This window comes from Algoriphagus marincola DSM 16067 (genome assembly GCF_000429405.1).
Lineage (GTDB): Bacteria > Bacteroidota > Bacteroidia > Cytophagales > Cyclobacteriaceae > Algoriphagus > Algoriphagus marincola.
The window spans coordinates 438,341-451,314 of the sequence record NZ_AUBU01000003.1; the positions used below are offsets into that span (position 1 = coordinate 438,341).

Annotated in this window: 15 protein-coding genes; 11 read left to right on the forward strand and 4 right to left on the reverse strand. The window is 39.9% G+C overall.

Annotated features, from left to right (window positions below):
* Nucleotides 1-103: 103 nt before the first annotated feature.
* The 3 genes from G457_RS0107675 to G457_RS0107685 are packed head-to-tail and all read left to right on the forward strand — an operon-like array spanning nucleotide 104 to nucleotide 2,909.
* On the forward strand, nucleotides 104-853 hold the full coding sequence (locus G457_RS0107675) for a bacteriorhodopsin-like (protein WP_026945949.1): 750 nt from the start codon (nucleotides 104-106) through the stop codon (nucleotides 851-853).
* Between the two features lie 45 nt (nucleotides 854-898).
* Nucleotides 899-2,038, forward strand: a complete 1,140-nt coding sequence (locus G457_RS0107680) for a lycopene cyclase family protein (protein ID WP_026945950.1) — start codon at nucleotides 899-901, stop codon at nucleotides 2,036-2,038.
* On the forward strand, nucleotides 2,025-2,909 hold the full coding sequence (locus G457_RS0107685) for a Brp/Blh family beta-carotene 15,15'-dioxygenase (protein ID WP_026945951.1): 885 nt from the start codon (nucleotides 2,025-2,027) through the stop codon (nucleotides 2,907-2,909). The genes G457_RS0107680 and G457_RS0107685 overlap by 14 nt, the downstream gene beginning before the upstream one ends.
* On the opposite strand, the gene G457_RS0107690 is transcribed toward G457_RS0107685, so the two are convergent.
* The 3 genes from G457_RS0107690 to G457_RS0107700 form a co-directional block, all read right to left on the reverse strand.
* Nucleotides 2,890-3,264 carry a CoA-binding protein gene (locus G457_RS0107690; RefSeq protein ID WP_035483399.1) on the reverse strand — a complete coding sequence of 125 codons (375 nt, stop codon included), beginning with the start codon at nucleotides 3,262-3,264 and terminating at the stop codon, nucleotides 2,890-2,892. The two genes, G457_RS0107685 and G457_RS0107690, sit on opposite strands and share 20 nt — an antisense overlap.
* Complete coding sequence (locus G457_RS0107695; protein WP_026945953.1) at nucleotides 3,257-4,222, reverse strand: GNAT family N-acetyltransferase; 966 nt, start codon at nucleotides 4,220-4,222, stop codon at nucleotides 3,257-3,259. Before G457_RS0107695 ends, G457_RS0107690 begins: the two co-directional genes overlap by 8 nt.
* Before the next feature lie 76 nt (nucleotides 4,223-4,298).
* Nucleotides 4,299-5,141: a 1-acyl-sn-glycerol-3-phosphate acyltransferase gene (locus G457_RS0107700; RefSeq protein WP_026945954.1), complete on the reverse strand. Its 843-nt coding sequence runs from the start codon at nucleotides 5,139-5,141 to the stop codon at nucleotides 4,299-4,301.
* Between the two features lie 151 nt (nucleotides 5,142-5,292).
* Here G457_RS0107700 and G457_RS0107705 point away from each other — a divergent pair, with 151 nt between their 5' ends.
* The 8 genes from G457_RS0107705 (at nucleotide 5,293) to G457_RS0107740 (ending at nucleotide 12,275) form a co-directional block, all read left to right on the forward strand.
* Nucleotides 5,293-6,120, forward strand: coding sequence for an SDR family NAD(P)-dependent oxidoreductase (locus G457_RS0107705; protein ID WP_026945955.1), 828 nt, complete (start codon nucleotides 5,293-5,295; stop codon nucleotides 6,118-6,120).
* Nucleotides 6,121-6,154: 34 nt separating this feature from the next.
* The gene (locus G457_RS0107710) at nucleotides 6,155-7,051 is read left to right on the forward strand and encodes a class I SAM-dependent methyltransferase (protein WP_026945956.1); all 897 of its coding nucleotides are present in this window, start codon (nucleotides 6,155-6,157) and stop codon (nucleotides 7,049-7,051) included.
* A gap of 9 nt (nucleotides 7,052-7,060) precedes the next feature.
* Nucleotides 7,061-8,245, forward strand: coding sequence for an aspartate aminotransferase family protein (locus tag G457_RS0107715; protein WP_026945957.1), 1,185 nt, complete (start codon nucleotides 7,061-7,063; stop codon nucleotides 8,243-8,245).
* A 61-nt stretch (nucleotides 8,246-8,306) separates the two neighbouring features.
* Nucleotides 8,307-10,682 (forward strand): penicillin acylase family protein, encoded by a 2,376-nt coding sequence (locus G457_RS0107720; protein ID WP_026945958.1) that lies wholly within the window; start codon nucleotides 8,307-8,309, stop codon nucleotides 10,680-10,682.
* A gap of 202 nt (nucleotides 10,683-10,884) precedes the next feature.
* Nucleotides 10,885-11,169: a class I tRNA ligase family protein gene (locus tag G457_RS0107725; protein ID WP_024282101.1), complete on the forward strand. Its 285-nt coding sequence runs from the start codon at nucleotides 10,885-10,887 to the stop codon at nucleotides 11,167-11,169.
* 26 nt (nucleotides 11,170-11,195) lie between these two features.
* Entirely contained in the window at nucleotides 11,196-11,534 is a 339-nt protein-coding gene (locus G457_RS0107730; RefSeq protein ID WP_248602832.1) for a magnesium citrate secondary transporter, read from the forward strand.
* Between the two features lie 26 nt (nucleotides 11,535-11,560).
* The gene (msrB, locus tag G457_RS0107735) at nucleotides 11,561-11,977 is read left to right on the forward strand and encodes a peptide-methionine (R)-S-oxide reductase MsrB (RefSeq protein WP_026945960.1); all 417 of its coding nucleotides are present in this window, start codon (nucleotides 11,561-11,563) and stop codon (nucleotides 11,975-11,977) included.
* Between the two features lie 52 nt (nucleotides 11,978-12,029).
* Entirely contained in the window at nucleotides 12,030-12,275 is a 246-nt protein-coding gene (locus tag G457_RS0107740; RefSeq protein ID WP_026945961.1) for a hypothetical protein, read from the forward strand.
* 11 nt (nucleotides 12,276-12,286) lie between these two features.
* Here the strand turns inward: G457_RS0107740 and G457_RS0107745 are convergent, their stop codons facing one another.
* Nucleotides 12,287-12,853 (reverse strand): Pycsar system effector family protein, encoded by a 567-nt coding sequence (locus G457_RS0107745; protein ID WP_026945962.1) that lies wholly within the window; start codon nucleotides 12,851-12,853, stop codon nucleotides 12,287-12,289.
* Nucleotides 12,854-12,974 lie beyond the last annotated feature (121 nt).

Sequence of the window (12,974 nt, forward strand, 5' to 3'; positions counted from 1 at the left end):
CACTTATACCTTTTTGTTCAATTTTTAGTATTAAATATTAAACAAATTTAATTCTAAAATCTTTTACATCTAAAATCATTTAACCAAACTTAATAATAACCAAATGAACATCACCTTAGCAGCAGAGTTGATCGGTCTTGACAAGATCATCAATTCAGACCCGATCGCCATCACCTTCTTTATTGGTTACATGGCCATGTTTGCCTCCTCAGTATTCTTCTTTGTTGAGAGAGGTTCTGTAGATGGGAAGTGGAAAACTTCTCTATTGGTTTCCGGTCTCATCACCGGAATTGCGGCTGTACACTATTACTATATGCGGGACTTTTACCTGCAGACTGGTTCTAGTCCGACAGCTTTCCGTTATGTGGACTGGACTCTGACTGTTCCATTGATGTGCGTTGAGTTTTATCTACTTACCAAGCCATTTGGAGCAAAAGGAAGCACGCTTTTCAAATTGATCATTGCTTCTTTAGTAATGCTTGTAACTGGTTACATTGGGGAAACTTCTGGTATTGAAAGTAACATCATGTGGGGTATTATTTCCACATTAGGTTATTTGTACATCGTATATGAAGTATTCGCTGGTGACGTTGCAAAGCTTGCAAAAGAAAGCGACAGCCCTGCAATGGGAAGAGCAATGTTCTTATTGAAAATCTTCATCACACTAGGATGGTCTATCTATCCAATCGGATACATGGTACTTCCTGGAAACCTACTTTCAGGTGCATTTGAAGTAAGTTCAATTGACCTATTCTACAACCTTGCCGATGCTATCAACAAAATCGGATTTGGATTGGTAATCTACTATGTAGCTATTACTGAATCATCTAAAAACAAAACTGCCACTGCTTAATCAGATTCGCCTCTCCCTTCACGGGGAGAGGCTAATTTATGCACTATGGTTCACTATGACTACATATTTGCCGGAGGAGGTTGTGCAGCATACAGCATGCTCTTTTACCTTTCGAAAAGTAAATTGAAGTCAAAGCGAATTTTGATCATCGATCCCATGGGCGATGACTTCCCAAACAAAACCTGGTGCTATTGGGCAAAAAGTCCACTTGAAATTCAGCCAAAGTCTGAAACCAAATTTTGGAACAAGCTAAACCTCTCCAAAAATGGAAGCAAATTGATACTTCCACTAGGGGAATTAAATTACTATCACATTGAGGCTGGCAATTTTTTCAAAGAACTGAAAGCCTATTTCTCTAGTATCCCTTCTATTACCTTCTTAGAAAGAAAAATAACAAACATCTCCCCTGCTTCTCAAAATTTTGAGATCGAAACAGATTCAGGAGAATCATTCACTTGTGATTATTTACTAGATTCTAGGTTGGAAGAAGGTGACTTTCAAAATCAAAAAATCCTTAAGCAGCAATTTGTCGGCTGGAAAATAAAAACGGAACAACCTTTCTTCGATGATTCTGCTGTCACCCTGATGGATATTTTACCTCAGGATCAAAAAAACTTCTCGTTCGGATACATTTTACCTTACGACTCCAAGCATGCCTTGGTAGAATATACAGCGTATTCGGAGAAAGCTATTCCTAAAGAAAATCTTAAAGCTTCTCTTGATTCATATTTAGAAAAGCACCTTCAAAATGTGGATTATTCGGTATACTTTGAAGAGACCGGAGCGATCCCCATGAGCACACAGTATAAAACGGTTCAGACTCATGAAAGATGGATTCCCATCGGGACACGAGCTGGCTGGTCAAGACCTTCCACTGGTTATACTTTTCAATTTATCCAGGAACATTGCCAAAAGCTCGTCAATGAGCTGGAATCAGAGGTAGCACTTTCCAAAAAATCAATTCCCAGCAGGCATTTTTTCTACGATAACATCCTGCTAAACATTGCAAAAAAATGGCCCGAGCAGCTGGAAAACGTCTTCTTTGACTTATTTACCGTCAATTCCACAGAAAATGTCCTGCGCTTCCTTCAAGCCAAAACCTCATTTTGGGAGGAAATCAATCTCTTACGAAAAGTACGATTTGCCCCTTACCTCAAAAGCCTCTGGTACTATGAGAAGCACTGAGTCTTTGTTCAAAATATTGGGATTGGTGGTTTGTTTGAGCTTTTCACTGATCCCAGAACTACCACAATATATTGAGTTTGGATTTGCGGGCTTGGTTTTATTATTCGTTGGAATCCCACATGGAGCCATTGATCACTTAACCTCCCAACCAACGATTGATTTTAAGGGATTGATTGTTTTTCTAGTTCGTTATTTGTCCCTAATCGGTGCTTATCTAGTCGTTTGGTACTTTCTGCCACAAGTAGCACTCGTGATTTTTCTCACCTTCTCGGCTTACCATTTTGGTCAAACACATTTTCTGAAAATTGAAAATTCGGATGTTCGAAGTAAAATCTTATTCATCACTCGGGGATCTTTTTTCCTTTCTGTGATCTTATTTGGAGATTTTCAAATGACAGCTTTCATTTTGGACCCCATTGTCGATGTATCCTATCTGGAAACTTATTCCTTTGGTGTGATGGGGGTTTCCCTGATTTTGACATTAAGTATCGAATATTGGACTTTCCGAAAAATCAAATTCGAGAGTTTGGTAGACCTTGTCATTTTGGCACCGCTTCTATACATGGCTCCACTTTTTATCAGTTTTGTGGTCTACTTTGGATTTTGGCATGCCTTACCTAGCATGAGACTAGAATACGAATTCTTGAACCGCTTTCCCCAATACAATAGCCTTCTCAAATTCGTCAAACAATTAATTCCCTTTACCCTTTTAAGCCTAGTTGGAATCTCCGGTTTATTACTTTTTGGAATGCGATTCTTGGATCAAAGTGAGCTTTTACTTCTGTTTTTTATTTTGATCTCCCTAATCTCTTTTCCCCATGTATTTTACATGGATCACTTTATCAAAAAATTCAAAACTGCCCGGTACTAAGCATCACTAGATTACAGGCAAACAAAACCTCAATTCCTTCATTTTTCGCTTTTTGAGCAAATTCCATATTCTCTGTTCCAGGATTAAAAATGATACGCTGCGGTTTCAATGAAATCAAATAATCTATCCATTCACCCTGATTTTGAGGACCAATGTATAAAGTGATGGTATGGATCTCGCCTAAAGGTGGTTTTTCACGAAGGTCTAAAATTTTCTTTCCAAATACCTGACCCGATTTGATTCCGATGGGGATAAACTCAATCCCTTTTTCATAAAAAAGCTGGGCTGCCGAATAAGCATATCTAGAAGGATTGGTTGTGGCACCAACGATTAAGGTAATTTTCTTTTCAGACATCTCTTGATCCAAATTCTCTATCCCGCTCGAAGGTATCCATGTGTCTATGCTTTTTGGATTCGTAGATATCATCCAAAGTAATCAAAATACCAGTCTCCTCGACTTCCCCAAACTCGTCATTCAAAGCCGTACCAAATGTCATCATGGTGGGAGAAAGATTCATATACGTATTGATCAAAGGCGGGATATTTTCACCATAAGACCGGACTCGTGAATTCAACAACTTGTAGCCTTCCTTGTAATCCAATCCATTAAATGGATCAGGACCTGTACCAATATGAGTATCGTATGTAAGTGTCTTTTCCTTCTTTGGGTTGACTAGGTTGTTTTTATCCGGAAAATAATGATTCAGAAAAACAAGCAACAAATCTCTCGCCTCCCTGTGATAATGGGGATACATCGTCACCTTGCCAAATAGATATTTGACATCAGGATGGAGCAGAACGACCGCTCCAAGCCCATCCCAAAGATTATCTAAGCTAAATATCCCTTTTCGATTATCGATGCTGGGTTGGTATTTAGGCTGCACAAACGACCTTCCTAATTCAATGGTGTAGGGCAGGTAATTTTTCACAAATTCATCTGAAAAGTCAAAAAGATGGAATGTCGAAAGATTGATATTTCCGCCTTCGGAAACGGCATTTTTGCAATGAATCAGCCGATATCCTGCTACGATTTCCTCATCTTCAGGATTCCAGGTGATCAGTTGCTCGTAGCAATTAGGACAAATATCATTTTCATCCAAGTCTAGACTCTTTCCTGTCCCGCCTCCTGCTGTTCGAAAAGTAAGTTCACGCAATCGCCCTATTTCTCGTACCACATTTGGCGAATTATGATGATTGACTAAATAGACTAGATTATTTCCATTGTTGGTATATCGTAAAAACCGATCAGGGCTAAGCTCTGACTTCAAAATCTCCTTATCTACTGCAGGAATAATCGCTTCTTCCTTACTCATTTTTTGCTCCAGTTTCACCTGTTTGTAAATTCATTTTCAGACCGTCGTCTACTAATATGAAGCAAGCTGTTGATTGTTAGCTTTTTTGCTTCGCGTGGTGATTTTTACCTTCTCCGATTTGGTACACCCTTTTCTTTAAATCTCCTGCCCAATAAATATCTGAATGTTCATCCGACAACTCCATGAAAGAAACCACATCACCCAGATGGATCGTCACTTTCTGACCTCGTTGTTTATACATTTCATCAGGCAAATAAAACATTTCTAAATTAGCTTTTATCCCCAGTTTTTTTCGCCAACTCGCGAGATTATAAAAGAATTTAGAATTTTTACCTTCAATAAAACAAAGAATAATGTTTTTCTTATTCTTTTTCGCCTTGTTGACAAAACTCTTTCTCCAAGTCAAATCCCTCACTCCTTCTTCTGACTTTCTTGAGACTAAGCCTGCCGGAAAAATCAAAACCACACCATCTCCCGAATAGGCTTCATCGATTTTCTTCATGGTATCTGCCGAATTCCGTCCATGTTTATTCACAGGAATAAACAAGGGGTCAAAATTATCAAAAGTCATGAGTAGGTCATTGACCAAAAACCTAAAATCCTTCCGATATCTCCCGATGGCATGCATCAGTGCTATCCCATCCATCCCACCAAGGGGATGATTGGCAGCTATGATGATTCCTCCTGATTTGGGAATCTTCTCAGCACCCTTCAACTCCACATCCAGCTCAAACTCTTTGACCAGTGCATCTACAAAATCAAGCCCTTTGAGATGTCCGATACGGGCCATGACTGAATTCATCCAAGATTCATGCGTGACATTTTTGATATAAGAAAGTAAAAAGCCCGGCATCCACTTGAGGAGTTTTGGGTTTTTGGAATGAATAGCCTTCTCGATATCGATAAGTTTTTTCGACATGAATTTTAGAATTAGCGGGATTTAAGAGTTGGTCAGTTGGAAAAATACAATTTCTCATTTAAAAAATAAGCATAGCCAAAACAATATTAGCCTCAGCTTCATTCATCTAATTGAGTACCAAATGAGTATTTTTTATAAAATTAAAACTAATATGATCACAGTACTAACAGGAAGCACTTCAGGCATAGGATACGAAACGCTAAAAGGTCTACTTGACCATTCTGAAGTGTTTATTCTGCCAGTGCGAAATTTAGAGAAGGCTGAATCCAAACTGGCCAAATTTCCATCTCGTGAAAAATTCAAACTATATGAATTTGACCTTGCGGACCTCGAATCGGTGAAGGCAGCAAGCCAAAAAATCAACAAGGAGTTTCCGAAGATCGATTTGATGATCAATAATGCAGGTGGGATGTTTCCCGGAGGAAAGAAAAATAACAAGGGCCTGGACATGACTTTTACTGTCAATCATTTGGGTCATTTCTTGCTAACTCATCAGCTTCTCCCCTCCCTCATCAAAGGAAAAGCAAAAGTCATCCAAGTGAGCTCAGAAGCTCACCGATTGGGAAAATTCAGATCCAATGACATTGGTCTTTCAAGTGTAAGCAGTACCATCACAGCCTATGGAGAAGCCAAACTCTACAATATTTTGATGGCAAAAGAACTAGCAAATCGGTATGGAAAAGAAGGGATTACAGCTTTTAGTCTCCACCCTGGTGCGGTAAAAACAGCCTTTGGATCAGAAACGGATCCTATTACAAAAGCAATTATTCGGGCCACACAGTTGTTTTTTATCTCAGCACAGAAAGGGGCCGAAAACTCACTTTTCCTGGCAAAAACTGATTCAACCAAATTGAAAAACGGAGGCTATTACGTGAGGAAGAAACTGAAGAGTCCGAATTCTGCAGGTCTTAGCGCTAGCAATGCCGAAGAACTCTGGGAATTCAGTGAAAAGACCCTCGAAAAGTTGGGACTGATCTAAAACCCTTACTTTTGTCCTCAGATTTTGACAAAACATGGAAGAACGAATACTTTCCCTCAGCCCAGGAGCCTGGGATGATTACGAATTAATAGATACCGGTGGGTTCGAAAAACTGGAACGCTTTGGCGATTTTATCTTAAGCCGGCCAGAGCCTCAGGCCATCTGGGATAAAAGCTTGCCTGAATCTGAATGGAAAAAGCAGGCCCATGCTCACTTTGCCAAAGAGAAGAACAATCCTGAAAAAGGAAATTGGCAGCAACTGAAGAAAATGCCTCACAACTGGCAGATTACTTACAAAAATCAGCAAGGGCTAAACTTGAAATTAAACCTAGCTCAGACCTCTTTCAAACACATTGGGCTATTTCCAGAGCAGGCGGTCAATTGGGATTACTTGTATGAAAGTATTCAGTCATTTCCTGGAGAAAAACCAAAGGTGTTGAACCTATTTGCCTACACCGGTGCTGCATCAGTAGCAGCAAAGGCAGCAGGAGCTGATGTCACACACTTGGATTCTGTCAAACAAGTCGTGACTTGGTCCAGGCACAATATGGAGGCATCTGGCCTTGATGGAATTCGATGGATCGTGGATGATGCATTGAAATTCATCAAAAGAGAAGCAAGAAGAGGAAATATCTATCAAGGAATTATTCTTGACCCACCTGCCTATGGCCGAGGACCTGATGGAGAAAAATGGATTTTGGAGGAGCAAATCAATGAAATGCTGAAAATTTGCTCGGAAATATTGGCCCCGGTGAATAACTTCTTGCTTTTGAACATGTATTCACTGAGCTTCTCCTCCCTAATTGCCGTCAACTTGGTTCAATCAAATTTCAAAAACATTAAAAATGCCGAACACGGAGAGCTCTTTCTCAAGGACTCCTTTGGCAAAAGACTTCCGCTTGGCGTTTTCTACCGCTTTAGAAGTTTCTAAAATCCCTTTATGAATCATCGCCAACTATTTCTCAGTCATCTAGCACAAACCACAGATTTTCCGCTTTTGATAGAAGTAGAAAAAGCTGAGGGAATATATCTATATGGTCCCGAAGACAGGAAATATATTGATTTGATCTCCGGAATTGGGGTCAGCAATGTGGGTCATCGACACCCGAAGGTTATTCAAGCTATTCAGGGACAATTGGACAAGTACCTCCACCTCATGGTGTATGGGGAATATGTCCAAAGCCCCCAGACACTTCTAGCAAAGGCCCTCTGTGATACCCTTCCAGATCACTTGAACAATGTGTATTTGGTGAACAGTGGTTCGGAGGCGATTGAAGGGGCGATGAAATTAGCCAAGAGATATACAGGACGCTCAGAACTGATCTCCTGTGTGAATGCTTACCATGGAAGCTCTCACGGTGCCTTGAGTATTGGCGGCAATGAGATTTTCAAAAGAGCTTATCGTCCCCTACTTCCTGGTATCAGCAACATCGTGTATGGTGCTTATTCTCATCTCGATCGGATTACTGAAAAAACAGCAGCCGTTTTTGTAGAAACGATTCAGGGAGAAGCTGGAATCAGAGTAGCATGCAAAGAATACTTTCAGGCGCTTAGAAAACGATGTGATGAAACGGGAACTTTGTTGGTTTTGGATGAAATTCAGGCAGGGTTCGGTAGAACAGGTAAGTTTTGGGCTTTTGAACATTTCGAAATAGTACCTGATATGGTAGTCTGCGCAAAGGGAATGGGAGGAGGAATGCCAATTGGGGCCTTCATTGCCAATCAGAAAGTCATGGCCTCCTTCAAAAACAACCCGCTGCTCGGTCATATCACCACTTTTGGAGGACATCCCGTCAGTGCAGCTGCTTCTCTAGCCACTATTCAGATTTTGCAGGAAGAAAGGCTCATAGATCAAGTAGAAGAAAAAGCGAATCTATTTAAAAAGCTTTTGGTCCATCCAAAAATAAAAGGTATTCGGAATAAAGGCCTGATGATGGCTGTGGAATTTGAATCCTTTGAGGTATTGAAACCTATCATAGATCGGGCGATCGAACTTGGTGTAATCACCGACTGGTTTCTGTTTTGTGATGATTCCATGCGAATTGCTCCGCCTTTGGTCATTACCGAAGAAGAAATACGGAATGCGTGTAAAATTATTCTTCAAGCGGTGGAAGAATTGAGTTGATCATAGCCGAAAAACTGCTCATTTTTTTCTTAATTAGAACCCACTAAAAACTTTGATTACTATGAGAAAGGTCGGTGCCTTTTTGGGAGGCTTAGTGTTACTTCTTGCCTTGGGGCTTTTGGTTTTTATCTTCCTCCACTCGCCTCAATATAAGGGGGAAATTGAAATCAATGGACTTTCAGAGGAGACCACCGCTTATTTTGATGAGTATGGTATACCGCATATTTATGCCTCGGACGCATCGGATGCCTATCGAGCTTTAGGATACCTTCACGCTCAAGATAGACTTTTCCAATTAGAAATGATGCGAAGAATAGGCACAGGAACTTTGGCTGAGTTTCTAGGTCCCGATGTGGTCGAAATTGATCAATTTTTCAGAACACTCGGTATTCCAAAACATGCCCAAACATCCACAGAATTCTGGAATTCCCAGCCTGATTCACCTTGGAAAACTGCCACAGAAGCCTACATGTCCGGGGTCAATGAATTTATTCAAAATGGCACTCTACCTGTGGAATATTTACTACTCGGTGAAAAGCCTAGAGAATTCACCATCAATGATATTCATGGAATTATTGGTTACATGTCCTTTACATTTGGAATGGCTCTAAAAACCGATCCATTGATCACCAAAATGACTCGTGAATTGGGAGAGGAGTATCTGGAAGCACTCTCGATAGAAACTTTACCCGAGCATCATTTCATCCCGAATTTTTATCCTGATAGTGTGACTAATGGAAATTTAAGCAGCCTACTGGAAAAGTTACCTGTCCCTTTATTGGAAGGGTCTAACGGATGGGTGGTTTCCGGGAGCAAAACCAAGAGCGGAAAAGTCATTTTTGCCAATGATACTCACATCGGGTTTTCATCTCCCTCCGTTTGGTATGAAGCACACATAGAGTATCCGGGATTCAGTTTTTATGGAAACCATTTAGCCGGAGTTCCTTTTGGATTGGTAGGACATAGCAGGCATCACAGCGTAGGACTGACGATGTTTGAAAATGACGATCAAGACTTTTTTGAGATCAAATTGAATCCGAATAATTCGAATGAATATCAATTTGGCGATGAGTTTCTACCCTTCAGTGTGAGAAAAGATATTATTTCTGTTAAAGGTCAGGACCCGGTAGAAATTGAAATAAAAGAGACCATTCATGGACCTATCGTGAATTCTGTCGTACCTGAAATTGCTTCTTTGACTGATAATCCTGTAAGCAGCTGGTGGGTATATACGATGGAACCAACCCGTGCTTTGGAATCCATCTACAAAATCAACCACGCACAGGACTTGGAAGATATGACAGCCGCTGCATCTCTGATACATGCTCCGGGGCTAAATATCATGTATGGCGATAGTCTTGGCAATATTGCCTGGTGGGCAGCAGGAAAGTTGCCTATCCGCTCCGAAAAGGTCCATTCCAAAATTTTTGCTGATGGTTCTGATCCTGAAAGCATGCCGCAAGGATGGTATCCATTCAGTTTAAACCCTAGGAGCATCAATCCTCCATCGGGTTTTGTGGCCTCTGCGAATAATCAACCCGACACCCTTCAAAACGGCGTACTGTACCCTGGATATTATTTCCCGGGAGAACGCTGGAAGCGAATTGCAGATGCAATCAATTCCAAGGACGATTGGACTATCCAAGAAATGAAAGCGATTCAACTTGAGGTAATGAATACCGATCATGCCCAGATTGCCAAAATCATGTTAAGTCAAATTCCCGATTTTGATTTCGAGGGGAAAGAACGGGTCAAAAGCTTGTTGGAAAACTGGGATGGAAATCATGAACTCAGCTCTTCAATTCCTACTATCTATTATAAGTGGCTTTATCACGTTCTTAGATTGGCTATAGAAGATGAGCTTGGAAAGGAAGCTTTCGAAAGCTATTTAGGATCCTTTGTGATGATCCGCTCAAATTTGCCTTTTATTCGAAATTTTGACCATCCTTGGTGGGATAAGATAAACACTTTCGAAAAAGAAAATGCATCTCAAATTTTTTCAGAGAGCCTTAAAATCACCCTGCAAGAGCTAGAAGCCCAGTTTGGGGATAACATAAATTCCTGGGATTGGGAAAAAGCAGTGATATTGGAACACCCACATCCATTAGGTAGCCAAAAACCACTGGACAAGATTTTCAATGTAAAAACTGACCCAGTCCCTGCAAACGACGAATCAGTCAATAAATTGGCATTCAAACTCAATGGAGAAGGTATTTACAAAGTGACATCCGGACCGGCTATGCGGATTTTGCTAGACTTCATGGATGTAGATCGCTCGCTTTCGGTATTGCCTACAGGTCAAAGTGGGAATAGATTCAGTAAACACTATCAAGATCAGGCTTCCCTCTATACAAAAGGAAAATACCGCTATCAATTAATGGATAAAAATGAAATAGTTGAAAGTGCTAAAGATTCTCTGATTCTGACACCGAGATAAGCTTTCGATACTTATCCTGTTTGTGAATTAAAAAGAAGAGGATAGAATAGGTAAGATAATTGGGGGGTATACAATGATTGGTTTATATTTTAAGATGATTCGATACGATGAGCTCCTTCTCCATTGATAATCGAAGGAAAAAATCGTCTTGCCTATACAACCATTCTTTAGGCAATCGACACAGTAAAAAAACAAAATTTGAATGGGACAGAAAAAATGCCCACACTGCGGAAATTGGTCTGAGTGGAATCAAAATATTGATGACACCTGTGATCACTGTGGCAAAAACCTAAGTCCCGTAGAAGTAAAAAGAGATAAAGTCAGAAAAGACGAAAAGAAAAAGAATGAGGAAGAGTGGATGTTTTACATCAAAGAATCTGATACATCCCTAGTCAAGTTTTTCAAAAAAGTAGGAAATGGATTCTACACGGTTTTTATGGCTATCATGACATTTATTCTTTGGCTTATTGCGGCTTTACCCGGCTAATGCGCATCTTCAAAAATCGGATTTTTATGACATGCTGCCTGATTTTTTGGATCAATCAAGCGGTGGAATACTGGTCGTTTGAGAGCTTCCCCTTTCTATACTCCTATCTAGATGACCTATTAGCCATGCCCGTGATCCTGGGCTTAACTTTGCAGATTTTCCAATGGATTCATCCAAAGAAAGACAATTTTCGATTTACCATGACCCAAGTGACCGTCGGATTTTTGTATGTCTCAGTTGCATTTGAGTGGTTTCTACCGGCTTATTCGGATACTTACACCAGAGATTATTGGGATATCTATTGTTACTTAGTAGGAACAGTTGTTTTTTACCTCGGAATCAACCCTAAAAATAATTCAAACTAAGTAAGGCCCTTAGCTGTTTTTTAATTATGAAAAAGAAAGAAAAAAAGGAATACCCTGTAAAACTTAATCCAGAAGAACTCAGACAGAAATTAGACTCAGAATCTTATCATATTTTGGTAGAAAAAGGTACTGAAAGACCATTTACTGGAGAATATTACCTTAATCATGACACGGGAATCTATGAATGCAAGGCATGCGGAAATGAGATTTTTCATTCCTCAAAAAAATATGATAGCGGCTGTGGCTGGCCTAGCTTTACGGAACCAGTTAGACCGGAGGCAATAGATGTTCAGATGGATTATTCCCATTTCATGGTTCGCGAAGAAATTCTTTGTGGCAATTGTGGTTCACACTTGGGACATCGATTCCCTGATGGTCCCAAGGATCAAGGAGGTATTCGTTACTGCATCAATTCGAGAAGTATGGATTTTAAAGGAAGTTGATTTTTGAGTGAAAATTTTATTTTTTAATTTTCAAAAAACGACACATTGCACTATGCCATCGGAATATTATTTGAAAAATAGAGAGAAGATCCTAGCCCGAGCTAAGAAACGGTACGAAGAAGATGCTGAATTCAGGGAGAAGACAAGAAAACGATATCGGGAAAAGTATCAAAAAGACTCTGAATATAAGGAGTACACTCTAAGCAAAAGCCGAAAAAGGTATTATGAAGATGAGGAATATCGAAAGAATACCATTGAGCGTGCAAAAGCGAGAGCTAAACAAACCAAGAAAAAATAATCTTCCTTTGCTCAATAGACCAACTGGATAATAAAAGCCAAAACGCCAATTGTCAGTCCCAGCATAAACACCTGATAGGCTCTACTGAGGAGCCGATATTTTTGATTCAAAACGAGACTTTGATAGTACAGTGATGATGACATTTGGTCCATGATTGCATCACGTGAAGCCATCGCATCGTGAATTTTTTGGATATATTCGTCCTTACTGAAATACGAGACTGACCCGAAAAATATCAAAGACCTATTTTCTATAGTCAAGTTATCGGACTTTCCGACGATTTTTGGTTTGGCTGCCTGAACTGCCAAAATGGTGGAGATCAAACACATCAAGACAAATAAAATGATGGGGGTAAGCATCATAAAATTCTGCATATCGAGTTGATTCGATACGGATCCGTAACCTACCAAGGCCACCATGGATGAAATAACCAGCGCATTAATACTAATAACGATATTGGCCTTGTTATCGGCAATTTTGAGCAACTGTGAATTGGTATTGAAGGTAACTCTGAAAAAAGTCTGCCTTTCACGGCTGGTTTTGTCTTTTAGCTTGATCTTCGGAACCTGTTCTTCCATAAAAGAAATTTTATTGGTCAAATTAATAAAATTCAGACAAGCTAGGTTCATCTTCTCATAAAAGTATTCAAGGAATTCTATTGAATATTTGGGGAAAGATGATCGTATTTCCAAGATTCTA

What these genes read in the sequence shown, in the direction of transcription:
- G457_RS0107685 (WP_026945951.1), top strand. Translation starts at nt 2,025, where the DNA reads ATGAGAAGCACTGAGTCTTTGTTCAAAATATTGGGATTGGTGGTTTGT.
- msrB (WP_026945960.1), top strand. Translation starts at nt 11,561, where the DNA reads ATGAAAAAGAAAGAAAAAAAGGAATACCCTGTAAAACTTAATCCAGAA.
- G457_RS0107700 (WP_026945954.1), bottom strand. Translation starts at nt 5,141, where the DNA reads ATGTCGAAAAAACTTATCGATATCGAGAAGGCTATTCATTCCAAAAAC.
- G457_RS0107705 (WP_026945955.1), top strand. Translation starts at nt 5,293, where the DNA reads ATGATCACAGTACTAACAGGAAGCACTTCAGGCATAGGATACGAAACG.
- G457_RS0107720 (WP_026945958.1), top strand. Translation starts at nt 8,307, where the DNA reads ATGAGAAAGGTCGGTGCCTTTTTGGGAGGCTTAGTGTTACTTCTTGCC.
- G457_RS0107690 (WP_035483399.1), bottom strand. Translation starts at nt 3,264, where the DNA reads ATGTCTGAAAAGAAAATTACCTTAATCGTTGGTGCCACAACCAATCCT.
- G457_RS0107725 (WP_024282101.1), top strand. Translation starts at nt 10,885, where the DNA reads ATGGGACAGAAAAAATGCCCACACTGCGGAAATTGGTCTGAGTGGAAT.
- G457_RS0107715 (WP_026945957.1), top strand. Translation starts at nt 7,061, where the DNA reads ATGAATCATCGCCAACTATTTCTCAGTCATCTAGCACAAACCACAGAT.
- G457_RS0107695 (WP_026945953.1), bottom strand. Translation starts at nt 4,222, where the DNA reads ATGAGTAAGGAAGAAGCGATTATTCCTGCAGTAGATAAGGAGATTTTG.
- G457_RS0107680 (WP_026945950.1), top strand. Translation starts at nt 899, where the DNA reads ATGGTTCACTATGACTACATATTTGCCGGAGGAGGTTGTGCAGCATAC.
- G457_RS0107740 (WP_026945961.1), top strand. Translation starts at nt 12,030, where the DNA reads ATGCCATCGGAATATTATTTGAAAAATAGAGAGAAGATCCTAGCCCGA.
- G457_RS0107745 (WP_026945962.1), bottom strand. Translation starts at nt 12,853, where the DNA reads ATGGAAGAACAGGTTCCGAAGATCAAGCTAAAAGACAAAACCAGCCGT.
- G457_RS0107710 (WP_026945956.1), top strand. Translation starts at nt 6,155, where the DNA reads ATGGAAGAACGAATACTTTCCCTCAGCCCAGGAGCCTGGGATGATTAC.
- G457_RS0107730 (WP_248602832.1), top strand. Translation starts at nt 11,196, where the DNA reads ATGACATGCTGCCTGATTTTTTGGATCAATCAAGCGGTGGAATACTGG.
- G457_RS0107675 (WP_026945949.1), top strand. Translation starts at nt 104, where the DNA reads ATGAACATCACCTTAGCAGCAGAGTTGATCGGTCTTGACAAGATCATC.